The sequence below is a fragment of the Lysinibacillus sp. KU-BSD001 genome, from assembly GCF_042920265.1.
Lineage (GTDB): Bacteria > Bacillota > Bacilli > Bacillales_A > Planococcaceae > Lysinibacillus_B.
Genome location: NZ_JBDQZI010000026.1, coordinates 1 through 23,718, shown reverse-complemented (window position 1 = coordinate 23,718; position 23,718 = coordinate 1). Strand labels below are relative to the sequence as shown.

The 23,718-nt window shown below is 38.2% G+C and carries 26 protein-coding genes and 1 rRNA gene; 2 read left to right on the top strand and 25 right to left on the bottom strand.

Annotated elements, in window-relative coordinates; all coding sequences use genetic code 11:
* Positions 1-163 precede the first annotated feature (163 nt).
* The 13 genes from AAGS61_RS20470 to metG all read right to left on the bottom strand — a co-directional run bounded on the left by AAGS61_RS20470 (position 164) and on the right by metG (position 13,009).
* Positions 164-2,332, bottom strand: coding sequence for a YheC/YheD family protein (locus AAGS61_RS20470; protein WP_391376468.1), 2,169 nt, complete (start codon positions 2,330-2,332; stop codon positions 164-166).
* A gap of 22 nt (positions 2,333-2,354) precedes the next feature.
* Positions 2,355-2,786: a hypothetical protein gene (locus AAGS61_RS20465; RefSeq protein WP_391376465.1), complete on the bottom strand. Its 432-nt coding sequence runs from the start codon at positions 2,784-2,786 to the stop codon at positions 2,355-2,357.
* A 427-nt stretch (positions 2,787-3,213) separates the two neighbouring features.
* Positions 3,214-3,513: a septation regulator SpoVG gene (gene spoVG / locus AAGS61_RS20460; protein ID WP_391376462.1), complete on the bottom strand. Its 300-nt coding sequence runs from the start codon at positions 3,511-3,513 to the stop codon at positions 3,214-3,216.
* 229 nt (positions 3,514-3,742) lie between these two features.
* Positions 3,743-4,117 carry a RidA family protein gene (locus AAGS61_RS20455; protein ID WP_391376459.1) on the bottom strand — a complete coding sequence of 125 codons (375 nt, stop codon included), beginning with the start codon at positions 4,115-4,117 and terminating at the stop codon, positions 3,743-3,745.
* A complete protein-coding gene (gene purR / locus AAGS61_RS20450; protein WP_391376456.1) occupies positions 4,114-4,944 on the bottom strand; it encodes a pur operon repressor in 831 nt (276 codons plus the stop codon). Before purR ends, AAGS61_RS20455 begins: the two co-directional genes overlap by 4 nt.
* 82 nt (positions 4,945-5,026) lie before the next feature.
* Positions 5,027-5,893 carry a 4-(cytidine 5'-diphospho)-2-C-methyl-D-erythritol kinase gene (gene ispE, locus AAGS61_RS20445; RefSeq protein WP_391376453.1) on the bottom strand — a complete coding sequence of 289 codons (867 nt, stop codon included), beginning with the start codon at positions 5,891-5,893 and terminating at the stop codon, positions 5,027-5,029.
* Positions 5,894-6,073: 180 nt separating this feature from the next.
* Positions 6,074-6,253: a small, acid-soluble spore protein, alpha/beta type gene (locus tag AAGS61_RS20440; protein ID WP_391376450.1), complete on the bottom strand. Its 180-nt coding sequence runs from the start codon at positions 6,251-6,253 to the stop codon at positions 6,074-6,076.
* A 199-nt stretch (positions 6,254-6,452) separates the two neighbouring features.
* Positions 6,453-6,710 (bottom strand): biofilm formation stimulator Veg, encoded by a 258-nt coding sequence (gene veg / locus AAGS61_RS20435; RefSeq protein ID WP_391376447.1) that lies wholly within the window; start codon positions 6,708-6,710, stop codon positions 6,453-6,455.
* Positions 6,711-6,849: 139 nt separating this feature from the next.
* Positions 6,850-7,737, bottom strand: coding sequence for a 16S rRNA (adenine(1518)-N(6)/adenine(1519)-N(6))-dimethyltransferase RsmA (rsmA, locus tag AAGS61_RS20430; protein WP_391376444.1), 888 nt, complete (start codon positions 7,735-7,737; stop codon positions 6,850-6,852).
* Positions 7,730-8,296, bottom strand: coding sequence for a ribonuclease M5 (gene rnmV, locus AAGS61_RS20425; protein ID WP_391376441.1), 567 nt, complete (start codon positions 8,294-8,296; stop codon positions 7,730-7,732). The genes rsmA and rnmV overlap by 8 nt, the downstream gene beginning before the upstream one ends.
* Before the next feature lie 364 nt (positions 8,297-8,660).
* Positions 8,661-9,866, bottom strand: coding sequence for a ubiquitin-like domain-containing protein (locus AAGS61_RS20420; RefSeq protein ID WP_391376438.1), 1,206 nt, complete (start codon positions 9,864-9,866; stop codon positions 8,661-8,663).
* A 133-nt stretch (positions 9,867-9,999) separates the two neighbouring features.
* Positions 10,000-10,776, bottom strand: a complete 777-nt coding sequence (locus AAGS61_RS20415) for a TatD family hydrolase (RefSeq protein WP_391376435.1) — start codon at positions 10,774-10,776, stop codon at positions 10,000-10,002.
* Between the two features lie 253 nt (positions 10,777-11,029).
* A complete protein-coding gene (gene metG, locus AAGS61_RS20410; protein WP_391376471.1) occupies positions 11,030-13,009 on the bottom strand; it encodes a methionine--tRNA ligase in 1,980 nt (659 codons plus the stop codon).
* A 425-nt stretch (positions 13,010-13,434) separates the two neighbouring features.
* On the opposite strand from metG, the gene AAGS61_RS20405 reads away from it, so the two are divergent.
* Complete coding sequence (locus AAGS61_RS20405; protein WP_391376432.1) at positions 13,435-13,713, top strand: AbrB/MazE/SpoVT family DNA-binding domain-containing protein; 279 nt, start codon at positions 13,435-13,437, stop codon at positions 13,711-13,713.
* 49 nt (positions 13,714-13,762) lie between these two features.
* Here AAGS61_RS20405 and rsmI read toward each other — a convergent pair whose 3' ends face one another.
* The 10 genes from rsmI to AAGS61_RS20355 form a co-directional block, all read right to left on the bottom strand.
* A complete protein-coding gene (gene rsmI, locus AAGS61_RS20400) occupies positions 13,763-14,632 on the bottom strand; it encodes a 16S rRNA (cytidine(1402)-2'-O)-methyltransferase (RefSeq protein WP_391376429.1) in 870 nt (289 codons plus the stop codon).
* Complete coding sequence (locus AAGS61_RS20395; protein WP_391376426.1) at positions 14,613-14,885, bottom strand: GIY-YIG nuclease family protein; 273 nt, start codon at positions 14,883-14,885, stop codon at positions 14,613-14,615. Before AAGS61_RS20395 ends, rsmI begins: the two co-directional genes overlap by 20 nt.
* Positions 14,875-15,615 carry a tRNA1(Val) (adenine(37)-N6)-methyltransferase gene (locus AAGS61_RS20390; protein WP_391376423.1) on the bottom strand — a complete coding sequence of 247 codons (741 nt, stop codon included), beginning with the start codon at positions 15,613-15,615 and terminating at the stop codon, positions 14,875-14,877. The genes AAGS61_RS20395 and AAGS61_RS20390 overlap by 11 nt, the downstream gene beginning before the upstream one ends.
* 100 nt (positions 15,616-15,715) lie before the next feature.
* Positions 15,716-16,069 (bottom strand): DNA replication initiation control protein YabA, encoded by a 354-nt coding sequence (gene yabA, locus AAGS61_RS20385; RefSeq protein ID WP_391376421.1) that lies wholly within the window; start codon positions 16,067-16,069, stop codon positions 15,716-15,718.
* Between the two features lie 25 nt (positions 16,070-16,094).
* The gene (locus tag AAGS61_RS20380; protein ID WP_391376419.1) at positions 16,095-16,910 is read right to left on the bottom strand and encodes a PSP1 domain-containing protein; all 816 of its coding nucleotides are present in this window, start codon (positions 16,908-16,910) and stop codon (positions 16,095-16,097) included.
* Entirely contained in the window at positions 16,903-17,907 is a 1,005-nt protein-coding gene (holB, locus tag AAGS61_RS20375; RefSeq protein ID WP_391376416.1) for a DNA polymerase III subunit delta', read from the bottom strand. The genes AAGS61_RS20380 and holB overlap by 8 nt, the downstream gene beginning before the upstream one ends.
* 218 nt (positions 17,908-18,125) lie before the next feature.
* Positions 18,126-18,563 (bottom strand): YaaR family protein, encoded by a 438-nt coding sequence (locus tag AAGS61_RS20370; RefSeq protein WP_391376414.1) that lies wholly within the window; start codon positions 18,561-18,563, stop codon positions 18,126-18,128.
* Between the two features lie 18 nt (positions 18,564-18,581).
* The gene (locus AAGS61_RS20365; protein WP_391376411.1) at positions 18,582-18,911 is read right to left on the bottom strand and encodes a cyclic-di-AMP receptor; all 330 of its coding nucleotides are present in this window, start codon (positions 18,909-18,911) and stop codon (positions 18,582-18,584) included.
* A 64-nt stretch (positions 18,912-18,975) separates the two neighbouring features.
* Entirely contained in the window at positions 18,976-19,611 is a 636-nt protein-coding gene (tmk, locus tag AAGS61_RS20360) for a dTMP kinase (RefSeq protein ID WP_391376409.1), read from the bottom strand.
* Between the two features lie 21 nt (positions 19,612-19,632).
* Positions 19,633-21,054, bottom strand: a complete 1,422-nt coding sequence (locus tag AAGS61_RS20355) for an aminotransferase class I/II-fold pyridoxal phosphate-dependent enzyme (protein ID WP_391376406.1) — start codon at positions 21,052-21,054, stop codon at positions 19,633-19,635.
* 123 nt (positions 21,055-21,177) lie between these two features.
* On the opposite strand from AAGS61_RS20355, the gene AAGS61_RS20350 reads away from it, so the two are divergent.
* Positions 21,178-21,798 carry an NAD(P)-dependent oxidoreductase gene (locus tag AAGS61_RS20350; protein ID WP_391376404.1) on the top strand — a complete coding sequence of 207 codons (621 nt, stop codon included), beginning with the start codon at positions 21,178-21,180 and terminating at the stop codon, positions 21,796-21,798.
* A gap of 130 nt (positions 21,799-21,928) precedes the next feature.
* Here the strand turns inward: AAGS61_RS20350 and AAGS61_RS20345 are convergent, their stop codons facing one another.
* Together AAGS61_RS20345 and rrf are read right to left on the bottom strand one after the other, a co-directional pair.
* A complete protein-coding gene (locus AAGS61_RS20345; RefSeq protein ID WP_391376401.1) occupies positions 21,929-23,278 on the bottom strand; it encodes a TraB/GumN family protein in 1,350 nt (449 codons plus the stop codon).
* 322 nt (positions 23,279-23,600) lie between these two features.
* Positions 23,601-23,716: ribosomal RNA gene (gene rrf / locus AAGS61_RS20340) — 5S ribosomal RNA — on the bottom strand.
* Between the last annotated feature and the right edge of the window lie 2 nt (positions 23,717-23,718).

The following is a 23,718-nucleotide window of genomic DNA, read 5'->3' as shown; positions in this document are numbered from 1 at the left end:
AATCGTGAGGTCTATTTGGCGTGCGTAATTTTTTTTGGAGGGTGGGGGTACCCCCACCCTCCAAAAAAAATCTTTTCAACACATAATTATTTTCTTAAAAGCTATTGACTGAAGGTAAGAAGGGGGTGTCCAGAAAGTTTTTACTTTCTGGACACCCCCTTGATTATGGTTTAAATTGGTCATCTAAAAATTTAATCGTTTCAAACATATTGGTTTTACTTGCCCCCTTGACTAAAATCGTATCGCCCGGTTTGACCATTTTTTTAAGGATCGCATGTAATTCATCTTTTTTTAGAAAATGATGTATGTGTGAGGCAGGCATGCCTTTTTCCTTAGCCCCTTGCCCAATATCTTCTGTCCTGAATCCATACGTAATTAATACATCGATATTCTTCTCATGAATATAAGCCCCTAACTGACGATATTGTTCCTCCCGTAAATCACCGAGTTCCCGCATCTGACCAATAATGGCGATTGTACGTTTTTTGCTGATGGATGATAGTACATCAACCGCTGCTCTAGCCCCTTGAGGATGTGAATGGACCGTATCATCAATTAATGTAATATTATGACGGCAATGATACAATGTTAGCCTGCGAGGTGGCTTTTTGAATAGCAGTCCTGCTTTGATTTCCATTGGTGAGAAGCCTAATTGATCTGCTACCGCAATGGCATTCAGCGCATTATACACATGATGCTCCCCTACTATCGGAATAAATAATTGCACTTCCTGCCCCGCTAATTTCATTTTAAATGTCATACCATCATCTTTATACTGCACATCATACGCCTTATAATCTGCATTCGTATGGATGCCTACGGTCATGATTTCCCCTTTGAACGTATCAGTCGTTAAATAAGTAGAGTTTGTATCATCCTTATTTACAATCAATAAGCCTTTTTGATCCATGCCATGAATTAGCTCTGATTTCGCTTTTGCAACCCCTTTAATATCACCGTCAAAGTTACCGACATGTGCTAATCCTATATTCGTGACGATACTAATATTCGGCTGAATAATCTTACAATGCTCTGTAATAACTCCTGGATAGGCCATCCCATACTCTAATACAACGGCATCATGCGAATCGTTAATGAGCTCCGCATGCTGTTTTGTATGTTCGGTTGTATTCCAATAATCTTTCGATTCAAAAACCGTCCATTTTTTCGATAAAATAGATGCCAAAAAGGCTTTTGAGGTTGTTTTCCCAGCACTGCCTGTAATCGCAATAATCGGTTTTTGCGATTTTTCTGCCATTTTTCTTCTCTTCGTTGCCCGAATTTCCTCTTGAATGTCCTGCTGATGATGCGCTAAATATTTTGCATATTGAATCGTATGCTTCACGACATCTAACTCTAAGTAAAATGCAGGTGGACACCCTGGTCGCCAGTTTACTTCATATATCCAAATTTTTTGATTTTCATCTAGCCCTACATCGATCCCAATTTCATCAATAATTTCACCAAACTTGACCATTTGAATTTCGTCTAAATGGCGTGCTAATGATAAAGCAAAGTGCTCCAACATCCGCTTTATATTAAATGCCTCTTCTTGAAACTCTTGTTGTAAAAATGGCTCTAAATAATTCGTGAAGCCTCCATTATTAATGTTTGGAATAATGGAGCCTGCGGGTGCTACTCTTGGATATACGGTCGTAATCACCCATTTTCCTTCACCATTTTTTTGAACATGCAATCGGAAATCAAACACTTGCCCCGATTTCATCACCGATTGAATATATGGTTGGATAATGAATGTTTCTTGCGCTAGTTGCTCTGTTAAAAGCGTATCTAGTTGCTCCTTTGTATAGCGTTCTTTAATCGTATCTTTTTGAACATCATAGCTACTTCCTGCTTTTGAAATAAAATAAATCCCTTTCCCCTTACGTCCTGCCATCGGTTTAAACACTACTTTTTTAAACGATGTAATATATTTATAAAATTGCGCTTCGGTTTTCACAACTTCAGTCGGAATCAAATAATTCGCAAATTCCTTTGCTTCCTTTAACCGCTCTGTAATATTCCATTTATTACCTATAGAATAGGTCGTAAAGGGAATTTCCTTTTTCAGTTTGTTAATAATCTCTTTAGATACAGCTAGTTTTTCCGGACTGCCTGTATTGTAAATCACATCAGGAAAAGGGACGGTACGCTCTTTCCACTCACCATCCTCTAACACCTTTGCCAGAATCGTCTTAGTCGTAAAATTAACGGTATTTGGGGAGAAATAAAAAAAGGATACCCCTTCTGCTTTTGCTACTGCTGCATATGCATACGATTTAATCACCGTTGTTGGATCTTTACGGTGATGTAACATACCAATCGTTGTCATCCAATACGCTCCCTTTCTTGTATTACCATTTTGATTCCACGTAAAATTTCCGTACTAATAAATCTGGATCTAACAATTGAATCGCTGTAATATAGCGTAAATCTACCGTTGCCTTTGCAGTTGATTTTTCTAATCTTACAACGTCCTTCATCATATTTGTCTCATTATCTTCTAAGTCAAATGCTCGTAATAGTGACACTGTAATATGGCGAGATTGCTTTTCGATTTCCTCAAGCCGAAAATAGGTTGTTTCGATTTGTGCTGTTGCATTACTTAAACTTAATATCGTACCTTCTGTTGTGATAAGACAAAAAGGGATTGTGTCACTCCCCACTATTTTCATGAGTAAATGACCATAATATTTAGACCAGGAAGTTGTGAGTACATCTTGAAATGTTTTGATATCCTCCAGCGCTTCGCATAAGAAAGAATGTTTTTGCTGTTCATTTTTCATTTTCTTCGTCCTCTCCTTCCTTGTCATTTATGATCTGTAAAACACGCCCCATTTATCTATAAGAAGGTTCTTTCTACGATATGAACAGCTAGTGAAAATGGCAATTTACAACGCCCAATCTGCATAACTTCCTAGCATTACATAAGAGGCTATAAAGTTGAAGGAGAAAAAGAATCCCCTATCAATAGCAAGGTTTCTGAACAAAAGCGCTAAAGCGCCTGCTCATCCCCGACACGCGCTGGAGAATCCCGACAAGTGTGCTGGCCACACGTAGGAGGGAATCGAAGCGTCGCGAGGGGATGGCGCTTTCGCCTAGACGTAGATACTCTTTTCCACAACCTTTATCCACAATGCGAAATTTTATAATTTCCTTAACAAAAAAATAAGCCTATTCTTTGAAAGAATAGACTTATTTATTGAAAATCTCTTATGCGTTTGCTTCTTCTAATTGTAAAACTTCTTCTTCATTTTCTTCGCCTGAAGCGTGATAAGCAGCTAAAACGATTTCTTGAATTTTATTGCGTGTTCCCGAGTTAATCGGATGGGCAATATCACGAAACTCCCCATCTGGAGTACGCTTGCTCGGCATCGCAACAAATAAACCCGAATTGCCATCAATCACTCGAATATCATGAACTACAAACTCATCGTCTAGTGTGATGGAAGCGATCGCGCGCATTCTACCATCAGTTTGCACACGGCGTAATCTTACATCTGTTACTTCCATTCTTTCACCCCTCTCATCTAAGATGTCACCTTTTATGAGAGTTAATTTCTTCAAAAAATCTAAAATTCCTGCCTAAATTGAATAAAAATTGAAAATATTTTATTTTTTATGAAAAACAATGTCTTTTCCAGCAAGAATAGGACATATTGATGGGCACAATGATAGTTATAGGGAGCAGAAGAGGGGTGATTGGCAAGTTGAACCTTTCCAATCACCCCCTTTTATACGCTTATTTCACTAATGCAATGACTTCGATTTCTACTTTTACGTCTTTCGGCAGACGCGCTACTTCGACAGCTGAACGAGCTGGCTTATGATTCCCGAAGTGCGTTGCATACACTTCATTCATATGTGCAAAATCGTTCATATCTTTCATAAATACCGTTGTTTTAACAACTTGGTCTAAAGATGTACCAGCAGCTGCTAGTACCGCCTTTAAGTTTTCAAATACTTGATTTGTCTGTTCTTTAATATCGCCTTCTACTAACTCACCTTGTGCAGTTAATGGAATTTGACCTGAAGAATAGAACATGTTATTGACGATAATCCCTTGTGCATAAGGACCAATCGCTGCTGGTGCATTTGTTGTTGATACCGTTTTCATCCTAATCGCTCCTTTGAAAAATAGTTCCCTTCACTTAATGCAATCGTACGGTCCTTCTCGTTTACTTCATGTAATTTCACTAAAGAATAGTAGTCATCAACAAGCGTTTCATCCGCATGCTCTGCTTCGACTAAAACGGCAATCCCTGCAAGCTTACAATCGAACTCTTCCAGTAAATTTTTCATTCCGTTCATCGTACCTCCGACTTTCATAAAATCATCGGTAATAAGCACACGCTGACCGCTCTTCATACTACGTTTTGATAATACCATCGTCTGAATACGACGAGAAGAACCCGATACATAATTAATACTGACGGTAGAACCTTCTGTTACTTTATTATCACGGCGAACAACAACGACTGGTACATTTAAATGACGTGCAATAGCATGGGCAATTGAAATACCCTTTGTTGCAACGGTCATGATGACATCAATTTGCTTGTCTGCAAATGCGCTAGCAAAGACTTTTCCCACTCGATTCATTAAATCAGGATTGCCTAATAAATCCGTCATAAACAAGTAGCCGCCTGGTAATAATCGATCTGACTGTCCAAGTTCTACCATCAATTCATGAATAATATTTTTTACTTCTTCATCTGACATTTTCGGGATATATTTTACCCCACCTGCTGCGCCAGGTACTGTCAGTAACAACCCGATTCCTTTTTCTTCAAAAGTTTCCTTTACAATCGTTAAATCCTCACTAATCGAGGATTTTGCGGCATTGTATAGATCAGAAAAATAAGTTAGCGGGATCAGCTGGTGTGGATGCTCAAGTAAATAGTAAGTCATATCAACAAGGCGTTCACTGCGCTTCCATTTCATGTGATCCTCTCCCATATATACATAATAAAAAGCATTCTTAAATACGAACTTTTAATAGGTAAATTACCATAATTATACGTATTTAGGCAAGTGGATTACGCTCACCTAACATCCGTACAACGTATACTTCTTCACAGAAACCACGTAAACCATTGTAAACTCGCGTTGCACGTGTTTCTGAATCAACAAGACCAAACACCGTCGGACCACTGCCACTCATAAGGACTGCATCGGCTCCGAAGCGCTGCATTTGCTCTTTAATTATCACCACTTCAGGGTGAAGCTTAAATGTTACAGTTTCCAAAACATTTCCTAAAGATGCACAGATCAACTCATAATTTTGCTGTTCAATCGCTTCAATCATTTGTTTTGTATTCGGGTGTTTTATGCCTTCTAATTTTAGTCCGCCATATACTTCGGCAGTTGAAACACCAATTTTTGGTTTTGCTAGTATGACCCAACAAGTTGGTGGAGCCGGCAACTCTTCAATTTTCTCCCCACGCCCTGTCGCAAGGGCTGTACCACCATACACACAAAATGATACATCTGATCCAATTTTCGAACCGTGCTCTGCTAACTCATCTAGCGTTAAATTTAAATTCCACATATCATTCAAACCACGTAACGTAGCTGCTGCATCACTGCTACCACCTGCTAACCCTGCGGCGATTGGAATTTCTTTTTCAATTTTAATTGATACACCTTCTGCAATGCCGTATGTATCTTTTAAAAGCTTCGCTGCCTGGTAGGCAAAATTGCGCTCATCATCTGGCACAAAGCGATCAGCTGAAATAATTTTAATTTGACCATCTTGACGAGGCTCCAATCCAATACGGTCAGCTAAGTCAACGGTTGTCATAATCATTTCTACTTCATGGTAATGATCTGGGCGTTTATATAAAACATCTAATGTTAAATTAATTTTAGCGGGCGCCTTCACATAAAGCATGCCAAAATCCTCCTTACGTCTCGCAAATCCATTCGCGAATATCATGCCATTTATTTTACCATAGACAGCTACTTCGAACTTATGGAAAGTGTTTAAACTTTTATATAAATTCTCTTCATAAAAGAAATCCCTCATCGAAAAATATTCCGAAGGGGATTCCTCTGTGTGTCAACCTTACTTCTATTTTCGGTTAGCGTTCGCTAGATTTTGCTCCGCCATTTCAATAGCACGTTTGACCATATTTCCGGCATCACGGGCTTTAATCCCGCCCCAACCTTCTCTTTCTACTACATCATAAAATCCGAGTTCCTTGGCAATCTCTTCTTTTAGACGTTGCGACATGATCTTCCCTTTCGCCATGCGTATGAACCTCCTCTTGAAAGTCTGGTTGACGCACATAGTATGTGAAGAGTAGTACACTTTATGCTTGGCTATAAATAGGCTACATATGTAAATCATACGAATGTGATACAAGTATTTTGCATAACATGCAATAAAAGATGAAAAACACCCATTTAGCAATGAGTGTTTCATCTAAACATATAAATAAAACTAGGCATTACTTTGCGACAGCCATTGTGTCGTCTAAAAAAGTAATTTCGACTGCTTCTGTTAAAATATCTGTGTAGCTATAAGACACACGTTTACACGAATTGTCTTCTTGGTCAAGTTCAACAACGAATACGGCACGATACGTTTCGCTTAGTACGCCTTGGCACTCAACTGTTTTCTTGCGACCTCCGTTTGCTCGTAATTGCAAACGTTTCCCCAAATGACACTCCAACGACTTTTTAATGTCGGCTAACGTTTTTGGCATTTTCGCATACACCTCACTATTAAAAAGTGTACCATAAACCGCCTATATAGTCAACAAATTATAATATTTTATCACCTAACAATTATATTCGTCAACTTTTTCTTGTAAAAAAAATAGCGTATTTTATGTGAAATTCATATTATTGACGATTGCAAAAATGAGGATATAGTGCATCTGCTAGGCGACCAAACTCTTCAATCGCCAATGTTTCGCCTCGTCGTGTCGGCTCAATACCACTCATTTGTAACGCACTCAAAATCACTTCTTTATTTTTCTTACCATTTTGAAGACCTGCTTGTAAGTTATTGAAAATCGTTTTACGGCGTTGCGCAAATGAGGCACGTGTAACCTCAAATAAAAAGTCCTCATCAATTACGTTGACAGGTGGCGTATCGTGTTTAATTAAACGAATAACAGCTGAGTCCACATTCGGTTGTGGCATAAACACCGTTTTCGGTACAATCATGGCGATCTCAGCTGTACAGTAATATTGAATAGCAATAGATAGCGACCCATACTCTTTTGTTCCTGGCTTTGCTGTAATACGGTCTGCCACCTCTTTTTGCATCATGACAACAAATCCTCGAATCGGCAGACGGTCATTTAGTAACTTCATTAAAATCGGTGTCGTTACATAGTAAGGTAAATTCGCAACCACCATAATATCCTTTATATTTGTCATCTCTTCTTGGATGACTTTTACTACATCTGCTTTTAATATATCAGAATGCACGATTTTTACATTATCATACGGGCTTAGTGTGTCTTCTAGCACAGGTAGTAAACGTTGATCAATCTCAAATGACACCACTTTTTTTGCTGCGCGTGCTAAATGCTCTGTTAATGCTCCGATTCCTGGTCCTACTTCAATCGCACCACTGTCTTTTGTTAAATTGGCATGACTAACAATATTGCGTAAAATATTCGGGTCAATTAAAAAGTTTTGTCCTAGGCTTTTCTTAAATGAGAATCCATATTTCGTTAAAATTTCTTTCGTACGAATCGGTGTTGCAATATCTTTATACATGTTTTTCCTCCTGATCTAACTGTACTATAGCTTCCTTAAATTGCTCTTCTGTAATTTGAAACATAATCAGGCGCTTATGTAGCTGCTTACCGTTCGTCATACCAATATTCAAAATTTCTCCTATTCGAGTGCGACGTTCCTTTGATTGGGGATGCCCGATCAATTTCGCTACCATTAAATCTTCCAGTGTAATTTTCTCTTCAAAATAATTACTTGTATTTACTGTGTACACATTACGCAGTGCTATACGAATGTCTTCATCATTCGCATGCTCAATCCCCAAGCCTTTTCCATTCTTCGCAATGGTTTTCTCCTTCGCTAAAAAGGCATGTTTCACACCTGGTATACGCTCTTCAATAATCGCACGAATGCGACGTCCTGGATAATCTGGGTCTGTAAATACGATGACACCACGCTTCTTTTGAGCATGTTCAATGCGACGAAGCGTTTCTTCTGAAATGGCCGAACCATTTGTTTCAATTGTATCGGCACCAACTGCACGCTTAATGGCCACTGTATCGTCCTTGCCCTCTACAACAATAATTTCTTGTACGTTCAAAGTATATCCTCTTTTCCCTCAAGCTTCTTTTGACATTTTAACATAGGTGTATTACTTAAACACACGAAAAAAGCTTTCCCGCCAGTCAAAACGGGAAAGCATATTCATTTTGGAATACTCTTATTTAGTTTACTACCATATATATAAATGATCTAAGTTACACTAGAAAAATTGTAAAATTTTGATTTATAAACATTCCTACTAACTGCGTTTTGCATACAGCAGTTCAGACTATGCTTGATTAAATTTGATAGCTACTATTTCTATTACGCATGCTTAGGCAAAGAGAATTTTAGCTTATGCTAACATAAGCACTACAATAGAAATGCACGTTCTATGACCTTCACAAATAATAGCTAACTTGTTAATTTAACACTTTAATACGTACTTTTTTGCGTCCCCAGCTTTTCGCTGCAGACTTTGATGACACTAATATATCAATTTTATTGCCTTTAATGGCGCCGCCAGTATCAGCTGCAACGGCATAGCCATAGCCTTCAACCCAAACCTTTGAACCTAACGGAATCACATTCGGGTCAACAGCGATAACTTTCATATTTGGATTTGCTTTTATATTAAGACCTGTAGCAGTGATGCCTGTGCAACCATTACAGCCCGCTGTATAAGCTGTTGCTGTTACATAAAATTCTTTTCCACCAGCTGGCGCCGAGGAGTTATCACGTGATACAGAGGCTGTTACAACCTTCGTACCAACTGCTACTACTTTTGTTGTCGGTTCTTTTATTACTTTTTCAGATGTTAATGCTTTCGTTACAATTTTGCCGTTTTCTTTTACGACTTCATATGTTCGTTCAACAGTACCTTTTCGACCTGCTGTAACGACTTGTTCTTTTCCCTTCAATATCGAAGAATCATTTTTCTTTTCAACTGCGAAATCGATTGATTCTTCCACCACATCGGTAACTTTTTCTACGCGAACAACTGCGATTTTATCGTTTGGAGTGATAACGTCCTCCATGTTTTTCTCGACACGATCAAATTCGTCTAATGTAATACCTTGTTGTTTCAAAAAGTTAGCGACCGTAGTCGAAGTGGACCATACTTGTCTCTCTTCTAAGCCATCGACAAGCGTTAACTGAAACGCCTTTTGAATATCGATTTTGTTATCTGCTCCTACTTCTGTATCTAAGCCGAGTGATACTTCATCATGCTCCGCTACTTCAATATTTGCTTCTTCCAAAATGTTCTTCACTACTTTTTCAGTTGTCCAAATATTTGACTGATTTCCATCAACTGAAATAAAGATTTCTTCTGCCTGTTCCCAAGTAATTGTCATTCCGCTGACAATCTTAGTGTCCAGTGAGGGGGATACTTTATCATATTCTGCCACAGTGATATCCTGTGATGCTAACAATTCTGCAACCGTTTGTGCATGTGTTGCTAATTCTATTTGTTCTCCATTTGCATTTACTACAATGGATGTTTTCGTTCCTTGATATAAAACGAATAAAATTACTGTTACAAACAGGATAAGTGATAATATTCTTACCGCTGTTTGCTTACGCCTCAATGAACTAAAGAACAGGTTTTTCATGGTGTGATTTGACATGAAAAAACGCCTCCTTAATACTCGTTGGATTATACGGGCTTGATTTCTAGCTGTCAACCCTCATTCCCGTATGTACATTTTTACAACTGCTTGTAAACCTTTTCAAACGTAGCATTGGAGACGTTTTCACAATTTAGTCACAAATTTTAAAAAAGCGCTTTGCATTTTCCGTTGTTGCTTTTGCCACATGTTCTACCGGAAGTTCCTTGAGACGGGCAATTTCTTCGGCAACGAGTGGCACAAAACAAGGTTCATTTCGCTTCCCTCGATACGGGTGAGGAGCCAAATAAGGCGCATCCGTCTCGATTAGTAGATGCTCTAACGGAATTTCTTTCGCTACTTCTTTTGGTTGGCGTGCATTTTTAAATGTCACAGGCCCACCTAGACTAATCATAAAATTCATTGCAATACATTCGCGGGCCGTTTCTACACTCCCGCCATAGCAATGCATAATGCCACCAACAGATGCTGCATTTTCTTCACGTAAAATACGTACAACATCGCCTGTTGCCTCACGATTGTGAATAATAATCGGCAAATTACATTTCTGCGCTAGCTGTATTTGCTTTCGGAACCAATATTCTTGGATATCCTTTGGTGACTTGTCCCAGTAATAGTCTAGTCCTGTCTCACCGATTCCGACAACTTTTGGATGCTTGGCTAACATTTCAATCCATTCAAGCGCTTCATCCGTACAGTCAATCGCATCTACCGGGTGCCAACCAATTACAGCATAGATAAAGTCATATTCATCTACGAGCTTCATCGCGCGTTCAATTGTCTTGCGATCAAATCCAATCACAATCATTTTCTCTACGTTTGCTTGTAACGCTCGATCAATTACTTCCTGTAAATCTTCCTCGTACTGATCTGCGTTTAAATGTACATGTGTGTCAATATAAGAAGTCATTTTTCTCTCTCCTACCTTGTATTGTAATCGAATAGAATGTTTCCTGTTTTTCAGAAATATTTCATTTTCATTACTCACTCGTTTATTTTGTAATAATATACGCCATACATTTTATAAGAATAAGGTTTAACTATATAGAACCTTCCACTTAAAGGATTTATAGCTATATTAGAATAATTTAAACCTACCGTTTATTCCTCATGATAAAAAGTCTGTCGAACGCTTGATTGTTCAACAGACTTTTTTCAAAAAATTACTTTACTTTTGCACCGTTTTCTAATTTCGGATCAACCGTTGCAAGTGTTAAAATGCCCTCATGAGAACCCGCTAAAATCATGCCCTGTGATAATTCACCACGTAATTTTACGGGTTTTAAATTCGTGACAACAATTACTTTTTGCCCGACTAATTGTTCCGGTGTGTAGTGCTCTGCAATGCCTGATACAACTTGGCGTTGTTCATAACCAAGGTCTACTTGCAATTTCAATAATTTATTGGCTTTTGGTACAGGCTCACAAGCTGTGACTGTCGCTACACGTAAATCCACTTTCATGAAATCATCAATTGTGATTTCTGGTACTTCAGGTACTTCTGTTGGCTCATTTTTTGTTTCTACTTGCGGCGTTTGGATGCTCGCTTGCATTTGCTCACGAATATAGGCAATTTCCACTTCTGTCTCTAAACGAGGGAAAATAGGAATACCTTTTTCTACCACTTTTGTGTTTAGTGGAATAATATTTCCGAATGTTAAAATAGACTCCCATGTTAATAGCTGCTCATCTAAACCAAGCTGTTCTGCTATACGTTTTGGGGAGGACGTCATAAATGGTTGTAACATGACTGCAATATGGCGTAAGCTTTCTGCTAAATTTGCCATGACAGCAGCTAACTTCGGCTTGTCTGCCTCCTCCTTTGCCAAGACCCAAGGAGATGTTTCATCAATATATTTATTTGTACGTGATACAAGTGACCATAGCTCAGATAATACAACACTAAATTGCATTTTCTCCATGCTTTCTTCATATTTAACACGTACTTCTTCTGCATGCGCCTTTAATGCCGCATCAAACACTGTTGCTTCTAGATTTTCTGTTGGAATGAACCCGTCAAAATATTTATTCATCATGGATACAGTACGGTTTAATAAGTTCCCTAAATCATTTGCTAAGTCGAAATTTGTTCGTTCCACAAATGATTCTGGTGAGAATACACCATCTGAACCAAATGGCAGCTCACGCAATAAGAAATAACGTGTTGCATCTAACCCGTAACGCTCTACAAGCATTTCTGGGTATACAACATTCCCTTTTGACTTCGACATTTTCCCATCTTTCATCATAATAAAACCATGGGCGAATACTTTTTTCGGTAATGGTAAACCTAAAGCCATCAAGAAAATCGGCCAGTAAATTGTGTGGAAACGCACAATGTCTTTTCCTACTACATGCACATCAGCTGGCCAATACTTATTGAATAGCTCTTCGTTGTCTGAACCATAGCCAAGTGCCGTAATATAGTTGGATAAAGCGTCTACCCATACGTAAATAACATGCTTTGGATCGCCAGGTACTTTAATGCCCCAGTCAAATGATGTACGAGAAACGGATAAATCTTCTAAGCCAGGCTTAATAAAGTTGTTAATCATTTCATTCTTACGAGATTCTGGTTCAATAAATTCGACATTTTCTTCATAGTACTTCAGTAATTTATTGGAATATTTTTTCATATTAAAGAAGTAAGATTCTTCTTTAACTGTTTGAACAGCACGACCACAATCTGGACATTTGCCGTCTACTAATTGCGTCTCTGTATAATATGACTCACATGGTACACAATAAAGTCCTTCATATTCGCCTTTATAGATGTCGCCATTATCTAAAAAGTGTTTAAAAATCTTTTCAACACTTTGTTTATGACGCTCTTGCGTCGTTTGGATAAAGTCATCATAAGAAATATCCATTAGTGACCATAGCTTTTTCGCCGCATCCGCAATCTCATTTACGTACGCTTGAGGATGTTTACCTACTTCTTGTGCTTTTTCTTGAATTTTTTGTCCATGCTCATCCATCCCTGTCAAAAAACGTACATCGAAGCCACGTAAACGCTTGTAACGTGCGATTGTATCCGATGCAACCGTTGTATACGCAGTACCGATATGGAATTTACCACTTGGATAGTAAATAGGGGTTGTTATATAAAATGTTTTTTGTTCACTCACTAGAACTGCCTCCATTTGTTTCACAGTATAGTACCTATTCTAACGAAGTCCGAAATTCGTTTCAATGAAAGATTGTTAAGAAGACACATTCGCCATTATATTGTGCCATTTAGTTGTTCAGTAATATACAGTTTGTTACCAATAGCTAGATATTAGTCAAATCTATCCCTATTAGAAAGAAAAAATTTACTTTGTCGAAAAAAAACCAAACGAAAAGGAAGATATTTTTCAGAAAATTAGGTCTTTTTAGGATTCATATAGTAAAAATCTTTAATTTATTGTACTTTGTTGTTTATTTTGATGAAAAATTCACATCAATTTAATATTTTAAGTATTAATTAATTGACGTTTATGGCATTACTTGGTATGATTTATCGTAGACAAGGAATTGATGTCGAATTTTGACGAATTATTATATTAAGCTTAGGAGGAAATATTTCATGAAATCTACAGGTATTGTTCGTAAAGTCGATGAGTTAGGTCGTGTAGTGATCCCTATCGAACTTCGTCGTACATTAGGCATTGCTGAAAAAGACGCATTAGAAATTTACGTTGATGATGACAAAATCATCCTTAAAAAATACATGCCTAATATGACTTGTGCTGTAACAGGTGAAGTTTCTGATGATAATTTCCGTCTTGTTGGAGGAAAATTAATTTTAAGTCCAGAAGGCGCAGAAATGTTAGTGAACGAAATTCAAAACAACCTAAAAAAATAATCTACATGTTTAAAGGGCCACCCTTCTGGAAAGGTAGCCCTTCTTTTATTTACTGATGATATTCATTGTATACATCACGCTTCGATACCCCACGTAATTTTGCGACTTCTTTAATCGCTTCTTTTGAACTTACATGAGTTTCTTCTATTATATAGTTGATATGTTCAACAACCGTCATTGATGCCCATATAGCTTCTTCTTCCTCTTGTTCACCAAAGGGATTGCCCTCCACAACAACAACAAATTCACCGCGAATCTCATATGATTCTGCCCATTCTATTGCCTCTTCAATCGTCCCACGTAAAAATTCTTCAAATTTCTTTGTTAATTCACGTGCTAAAACAACCCGGCGATTCCCAAATATAAGATGCAAATCTTTCAATGTATCTTTTAAACGGTGTGGTGCCTCATAAAATAAAATCGTTTCCTCACGTCTTACTAGCTTTTCCAACTGTAAACGGCGTTCTTTTTTATTCCGATTTAAAAAGCCGAAAAAGTAAAATGGCTGCGGCACTAATCCCGAAGCAATCAATGCCGTTAGTGCTGCATTTGCTCCTGGTATTGGTACCACTGCAAAATCTTCCGCAAGTGCTTTTTCAACAATATCAGCACCTGGATCTGAAATACAAGGTAGACCCGCATCGCTTACCAGTGCAACCGATTTCCCTTCTCGTAAATACGACAGTAACTTCTCTCCACACGTTTCTACATTATGCTCATGATAGCTCACAAGCGGTGTCGCAATCTCAAAATAGTTACACAGTTTTTTAGTGTTACGTGTATCTTCTGCTGCAATGACATCCACTTCTTTTAAAATGCGCAATGCACGAACCGTCATATCTTCTAAATTGCCTATAGGGGTAGCAACTAAATATAAACAAGCACTGCTTTCATGCTGGCTACTCTTTTGTGATTTCATGTGCTTTGCTCCTTATATAATTCAATTTTTCACTGCGCTTTAATTGTTTAAATGCATATTCTTTTCGCATAGCTTCTTGTTTAGACTCAAAGGTTTCATAATAAATACATTTTACAGGCGTTCGTACTTTCGTATACTTAGCACCTTTGCCTGCATTATGTGTAGCGATACGCCTTTCTAGATGATTCGTATAGCCTGCATATAAAGTGTAATCATTACATTCTAGCACGTAGAAATAATGTTTATTCTCCATAAAGCATGACTCGAATCTCTTCTGTATATTCATTATTTTCTTGATACACAAAAAGAGGCGGTAAGATTTTCAGCCCTGGCTTACCATCCTTAATCCCTTCAATTAATAGTGTGTTCGCTTCTTTGCCATACTTCGGATAGATGAATTGCATACGCTTTGGTTCTAAGCGATTAGCACGCATCGCTGTGACAATATCTAGTAAACGCTCAGGTCTATGGACAAAGGCTGCCTTGCCACCTTGCTTTAATAAGCGACTTGCCGAATATACGGCTTCTTCTAAAGTTAAATGCAACTCATGACGTGCGATAGCATAATGCTCACTCACATTTTTGTCGCTTAATTCATGTGCTAAAAAATACGGTGGATTACATGTCACCACATCGTATTTCTCAATACCAAGCTCACTCGGTGCAGCTTTCACATCACCTAGTTTCATCTCGATTTGTGCTTCTAACTTGTTATACGCTATACTACGACACGCCATATCATATAATCTCGGTTGCAATTCAACCCCTATAATTTTAGCATTCGTATGCGCACTTAAAAATAATGGAATGACACCATTTCCTGAACACAAGTCCACGATAGCTCCTCGTTTTGGTACGGAAACAAAGCGAGAAAGTAACACAGCATCTAGTGAAAAGGAAAAAACAGATGGACTTTGAATAATACGCAAGTCCTCCGCTAGTAAATAATCTAAGCGCTCATCATCCTTTAACCACTCGTTCATAACTAACTCCTTCCAATTTCGAAAAGGCATGTTCAATTGGATACCTCTTTATTCGTAAGAAAAGACTGACCCCCTATATAAGTAGGAAGCAGCCTTTTTATTAACTATTTTCTTTATTTAAAAACGATAGACAAAACAAGCAATCTTCACCTTTGCGTGAGCTTCCAAAATGAACATGACAAACGTGGAATCCTTCATGATAAAGGCGTGCCAAGTTATCATATCCTTCTCCTATATCCAATGCGCTACCCTTCTTCTTGCTTTTCACAACGGGTTTCTCATTGGACAAAAGCTCTTCTAGACGCTTTCGCAGATGAAGGTTTTCCGTTTGAAGTGTCTGATGTTCCTCCATCATATGCGCAACGAAATGCTTTAAAGCACCAAATTGTTGCTGCATTGATTCGAGTTGCTTTTCGAACTCCATAACAGTATCTAAAAAATTACGGTCCTTCACTCAAGCCACCCCATTAAGTTTCTATCTAGATCAGATTTTTTTCAACCTCTAACAACTCTTCTAGTGAGTATTCAGCAGCGCGTTCTTGCTCCTGCAAATAAACTTGAATTAAGCGCTCTAAAACATTCAGTCCAATCACCTTGCCTGGTCCATCTGGCGTTATTGTAATATCGCCAATGTCTGGCATTCCTTCTTTTGCCACTTCATAATCATCATTTTCATATTTTAAGCAGCACATTAAACGACCGCAGAGCCCGGAAATTTTGGTCGGATTAAGGGATAAATTTTGATCTTTTGCCATTTTAATGGATACTGGATCGAAATCTCCTAAAAAGGTAGAACAACAAAGCATGCGTCCACATGGACCAATTCCACCAAGAAGTTTTGCCTCATCACGGACTCCAATTTGGCGTAATTCGATACGTGTGCGGAATACAGAAGCTAAATCTTTTACAAGTTCGCGGAAGTCAACACGTCCTTCAGCTGTAAAATAAAAAATAATCTTATTGCGGTCAAATGTATATTCAACATCTACGAGCTTCATCTCTAAGCTATGCTCAATAATCTTCACATTTGCTAAGTCAAATGCTCGCTTTGACTCTAATAAATTTTCATCCACTTGAATTCGATCCCGCTCGTCTGCTGGACGAACGACTTGTTTGAGTGGTAATACAACATCATGTTCATCTACTTGCCGAATTGGGACGACTACTTTCCCGTATTCAATCCCACGTGCTGTTTCAACAATTACATACTGACCTACCTCTAGCATGTAAGCAGCTGGATCGAAATAATATATTTTACCCGCCTTCTTAAAGCGGACTCCGACTACATTATACAAATGTATACCCCTCCTGCAAATTCAGCACTAGCTGTTCCATCAGTAACGCTCGATTCATATTGCGCTGCAAGTTGGCTCGTGCTTGTAAAACCGCCTGCATTTGACTCGACAATCGCTCGTAAGTTGCATGCAAAGCCATTTCCTTAAAGTTGTATAGCATATCTGGATATGTACAAACTGCATCAGGATTAGCCTTAATTGCAACAATATCGCGATAAGCAAATAGCAGTAAGTCTAATACTTGCTCCATATCACTTTTTTCTTTAAACGAAGGAAGCCAGTCTTCATGTACGAGCAGTAATGCTTCATGTACATTATGTCTAACTGTCTCTACTAATTTTAACACTGTTTTTCTCGCATGTGCAAACTGCTCATCATTTGCGAGCATCATTGCTGTTTCTAACTCATTTGTAATTATGCTCACTGTCGAAGCCATTGAATGCGTAACCCCTTGCTCTACAAGGCGTTCTATTAAAATTTGGCGTGGTACTTTTGAAAATTTAATATGTTGACATCTTGAACGAATAGTTGGCAATATGCCTTGAATTTGTTCTGTCAATAAAATAGCCGTCACTTCACCATCTGGCTCTTCTAAAAACTTAAGTAACATATTAGCGGATGCTGTATTTAACTTATCTGCATGATGTATCACATAAATTTTACGACCACTTTCTACCCCTGTCATCATCATTTCTGCAATGAGATCTCGGATTTGGTCAATTTTAACAAACTGTCCTTCTGGCTCTATTTGTTTTATATTTGGATGATTACCTGAATCAATTCGAATACAATGTCGACACGTTTCACATGGAACATTTTCTAGCGGATTTTCACATAACAAAAGTTTCACAAAAAATGTCATGACATCACGCTTTCCTGTACCTTTTTCGCCGTCAAATATATAGGCATGTGCCATTCTATTTTTTCCATAAATTGTTTGGAGCTGTTTCATTACGATAGGTTGCAATGCTTTTAGCTCTTCCACTTGTCGTACCATTTATTTCACCTCTAACGCTCATTATGAACGTTCTATCAATTACACCTCAACGTAATTGCGTCCAGATTGGGTTTTGTGCAACTTCATTTGTTGATTTTCATTCAGGTTAGTAAACTTGTGAAATAGTGAAGCGTCACTGTTTTCGCAAATATCAACCGTATATTTGACCAGAGCCTTTAGAAAAAACCCCGTGTCCACACACGATAAAGACACGGGTTTTACATATATAGGTTAATTAATAAACCTTTAATTTCACCTATTTTATCTAATAAATCAATCGTTTCTTTCTCTTCATTTAAAATATCTTGGGCTAGCTCAACAAGATGTTCATCCACTGTTTCTACAATTTTTAAACGTCGTCCTTCACCAAATCGATTCCAAGTATGGGATTGCTTCATTTCTAAACCATAGTCTACCGCTTCTTGTAAAAAGCGCTTTACCAGCATTTTAAAGCGTGTTAACTCTCGCAGATTTCGCGAGCGTGCTACACGGTCCCCAGCAGCGGAAATATCACCAAGTAGACGTGTTAGCTGCTCAGTTTGCATTTTAGACCCTTGCTTGACAACCATATCGCCAAATCGTGCACCGTTTTGGTTTGACTGTCGCACTTCATTTTGGTTCGGAAAACCAACCCGCATATCACGATTAATTTTCATAGAAATCTCTCCTCCATCTTAAAAATGGTGGAACTGTTCAATTGGTAATACGAACACTGTTGCTCCGCCAACTTCCACTTCAACTGGGTAAGGTATATACGAATCAGCATTTCCACCAAGTGGAGATACAGGGGCCACCATTTGCTCACGTGAACGACAATTATCTCGTATAACGTCCAATAATTGTGGAATACGTTCATCATCTACACCGATTAAAAATGTCGTATTTCCAGAGCGTAAAAATCCACCTGTACTTGCCAGTTTTGTCGCACGAAAATCATGTTTCGTTAAAGCATTCGCTAGACGATTGCTATCCTGATCTTGAACTACCGCTACGACTAACTTCACTCACATTCACCCTTTCAGTTGAATAGATATTATTATTATATCATATTAGCTGTCCACACTTCATTTACTTTTCCTTTAGCAGTTCCTTTAAAATACCCCAAGTAGCCTCTATCACCTGGTCTAACGGCTGACTTGCATCGATTATGATGATACGTTCTGAGTCCTCTTTTGCTAATTGCAAGTACCCCTTCCGTACTTTCTCATGAAAGGCTAGCTCTTCATTATCTAAGCGGTTGATTTCATCTGTTCGATTTGCAGCAATTCGCGCCAGTCCAATCGATGGCTCCAAATCAAATAAAATCGTCTTATCTGGCATACGCGTACCAATTGCAAATTCATTAATTCTACGTACGGCCTCTATCCCTAAATTACGTCCTATCCCTTGGTACACTAATGATGAATCAATAAAACGATCACATAACACATGCTGACCTGCTTGAAGTGCTGGTTGTACTTTCTCATAAAAGTGTTGACTGCGTGCTGCAGCATATAATAATGCCTCGGTGCGGGCGTCCATGGCCGTGTGGGCTGGATTTAAAATAATTTCACGTATTTTCTCGGCAATTTCAATCCCACCTGGTTCACGTGTTGCTAATACTTCTATGTTTTCACGTTGAAGCCGTTCAACCATTGCTTTTAATACAGATGTTTTCCCTGCACCTTCTGGCCCTTCAAATGTAATAAATAAATTTCCTACCATTTTGTTATATTCCTCCAACGACTACTTTAGTACCTGAATGAAACGCTCCTCTAAACGATGCGTTCCTTGAAATGTAGCACCAATTGCAAGCAATTCTTCCAACTGACTTAACTTCCCTACTGTAATTTTTTCACCTGGTACAAATAACGGAATGCCCGGCGGATATGGAATGAGCATACCTGCAGCGATACGACCAATCGCACGCATATACGGAATCCATTCTTTCTCCCTCATATCCACCTCATCAAATGACATATTCGGTGTAATGATCGGTGCCATCTCATATTGCCTGCTTGCAACGGTAAAGCCATTACCCTCTTTCTTTTTCAATTGAGCAACAGCATTTTTCACACGAATACGAATATCTGCGTAAGGATATATTTCTCCATGTTTTAATAACGGTAAAACTGCTAGCACTTGCTCAATATCCGCAAGCTCCACATATAATTCACTTTCCTCAAGTGCTGCTTTTAATTCCATGCCTGTGTACCCCGGCAGACGAATGCATACTTTTAGCGGGTCATCTACCTCTATTACTTCTAATGATGGAATCGAACGCAATGCTTCAATCCATTGATTTCGCTTTTCTAAGCAGTATACTGCATCACTTTCCATATACTTGCTAATATAATGCCTGGCATCATCCAAAGAGGCTAATAATAAATAAGAAGGACTACTAGATTGTAGCATCCGTAAGTAATGATTAATTTTACTATTCGACACAAGTGTTGATTTCACATGCATAAAGGATGCCATGGTCATAGCAGGAAGCGTTTTATGTGCTGATTGAACAACGACATCTGCCCCTAAATCTAGCGCTGATGTTGGAAATCGTTCACTCGCCGTAAAATGAGCACCATGCGCCTCATCTACTAGCACAGGTATATTTTGTGCATGGCAAAGCGCAATTTGCTCTTTTAAATCTTTTGCCACTATACCATAATACGTTGGATATGTAAGAACAAGCGCTTTTCCCTCTGGATGTTGTGTCAATGCTTCTTTTACGGTATCAAGCGGTACTGCACCCGCTGATTTTGTATGCTCATCCCACTCTGGCGCTAAATAGATCGGTTTCGCTCCAACTAACTCGATTGCATGAAAGACAGATTTATGCGCATTTCGTTGAACAAAAATCGTATCGCCTCGTTTACAAGTAGCATAAATCATCGCTAAATTCCCTACAGTCGAACCATTGACTAAAAAAAAGCTATAATCTGCTCCATACGTTTTGGCTAATAGTTTTTGCGCTTCCTCAATTGCCTCTTCTGGATAGTGAAAATCATCTAATCCTGTTAGTTCTGTTACATCATATATTAACGCCTTTTTTAAAGGCTTTGGTAATGTTGAAATGAGCCCATTTTTGTGTCCTGGTACATGCAAAGACTGCGGTTCTTTTTCCACAAACCTTTGTAGCGCCTCTACAAGCGGTCGCTCGCTTTTCATGTCGCTTCACTCCGTTCATTGTTCTTCTTTTATTATATCGTAAAGCATACTGTGTGAGCTGCATAATAATAAGTGACACATGTGTTATAATTAATCAACTATAAAAGACAGAGGTGAAATCAAATGAAACTAATCGTATTTGGTGCAACAGGCGGTGTCGGGCAAGAATTTGTGAAAATGGCAATAAAACAAGGACATAAAGTAACCACTTTCGTCCGCACGCCTGAAAAGTTGCATACAAAAGTAGATGTGAATATTATTCAAGGAGATGCCTTTGATGAAGCTGCAGTTGCTCAGGCAATCAACGGACATGACGCTGTTGTATCATGTATTGGTTCAACAGAAGGACCTGAAAAACATACATCGATTCAAAAAATGGGGAGAAATATCGCAGACGGTATGGAAGCAGCAGGGGTTAAACGTATTGTATACTGTGCATCAGCAGGGATAAATGGTGAAATTCCAGGCATTTCAGGCAAGATGGTGATGAAAATGCTAGAAAAACCTTTAAAGGATCACCGTGCAGCACTAGATTATATCCTTGCAAAAGATGTCATTTATACAATCGCTCGTCCAATGGGCTTAAAAAATACGCCACTAGAGCTTGATTACGTAGAATCATTTGATAGCGTACCTCATACTGCCCGTTCAATCCCACGTGCAAGCGTAGCCCATTTCCTGTTAAAAGCATTAACAGACGAAAAATACGACAATCAATCTGTTGGGCTTGCTAGTGCAAAATAAGACGATGCATTGTATTTTAGAGCTGATTAAACATATTCCATATACTTAATAATAGTAAAACAGGTAGAGAAAAGTGATTCGTTTTTCTCTACCTGTTCCCTAGATCGTCCAATGTTATTTACATCTGTTGTTATTGGTAAAACGGTTTAACATCGTATCCATTCTCTTCTAAATAATAGCGAATCGTTTTATCCACTAAGAAATGGGCTGAGCCAACGACAACGAAATATGTTCCTTTTTCTTTATCCTCTAATAAGGCCATAATCTTCTCAGCCATTTTTTGATCTCGTAAACCAATTAACGCTTTATTAAACTCTGAAGGTTCACCTTCTATAACTTGCATACTCTTTGCAAAATTTTCAATATCTCCATTTTCCCAATGATTAAACCAGTCCTGAATGAGCCCGTACTGACTTTCCTCATTCGGTTCTAGAATACTATCAAGTGTTTCTACTAAATAGTCTTCCTGCCCCTCAGGTGATAAACCTTCAAACATATCTACTTGAGTTTTAATACCTTCTAATTCTATAATTGGTTTTTCCTGCAGGAGTGCACTTAATAGAAAATAATTATCTACTCCATAATTATTCATTTCTTCAACAGAAATTCCGAAAAATTCACTCAATGATAAGCTAGTTAAAGTGCTTGATAACGTCCAAGGTTTTTGCATGATTAATTGTTCTAATGGTAAATTGTGCTTTTGTGCAACCTTTTCAATTTTTGCATATGTCTCTTCACTTACAGCATCTTTAATTGTTGTCCCTTCTTCATACATTGCTTTTTCTATTAAATATTGAATTCCTTCTGAATCATAGAGATTCGCTTCTACTAAAAGAGCATCAGATTGATTGAAAGCTGTTAATAATTTTTCGTTGAACGGATATAATTCCGGTATTCCTACGTGAATCGAACCTAATAAATAAACGACTGTATCATCGTTCTCCACTACCCAAGCTACACCTTTACCACCTTGTTGTGCGAGATGGTATGTATCTTTTACTAGTCGAACAGCTAGTATTACCGCTTGTTCCGTCGTTGCACTTTTTTCTAGTTGTAACCCTTTACTAGAGCCTCGTAATACCTTACGTTCTTTTAAATAATCTACTGCTTCGTTGCCAACAGGTAAATCATACTGAGCCACAATATTATAAAGTCTATTGATGATATCTCCTCTAGAGTTATCCTCTTTATAGCTAACAGGCTTATAATTTTTATTCTTCTCAAGATTTAATGACGCAATTTTTTTCTCTGTTAATGATAATAAGGTATTTAATCTTTCTAATGAAATCTCACTTCTAAAACCGTCATAATACCATTCCATTGGAAAAATGCCGAACTTTTCACCTTCGTGTAGTGCCTCTATTGCCCACTCACTTATATCAGGTGTTTGTTGCTCAGCAGCCATTGCTGGGATAATCATGGAAAGCATCATTATCATCGCAAGGAATGTAGCTACCGTACTCTTGAACAATTTTTTCATTACAGACTCCCCTTTTATTTTATTTCTTCTAACTATAAAATCTCCCTAAAAATAAATATAGGGAAACTTCAAAAATAGAATACGCCTTTTTACTCATCACAATGGAGTAAACATATAAGATTATATAATATTTACATCATTTAATAAACCATAATATTACATTTCAAGTAACATTATGGTTTATTGAGGCGGTGGTATGTAAGGGGATGATACTTTCATCTAGACATAGACGATTTTTTATGATCATTGTTCTATACAGTGCCCAATTTTATTCTTTCCTATAAAAAGAAAAAAAGACCCGATATCATCGAGTCTTTTGTGTGCCTAGCGACGTCCTACTCTCACAGGGGGAAGCCCCCAACTACCATCGGCGCTAAAGAGCTTAACTTCCGTGTTCGGTATGGGAACGGGTGTGACCTCTTTGCCATCATCACTAGACT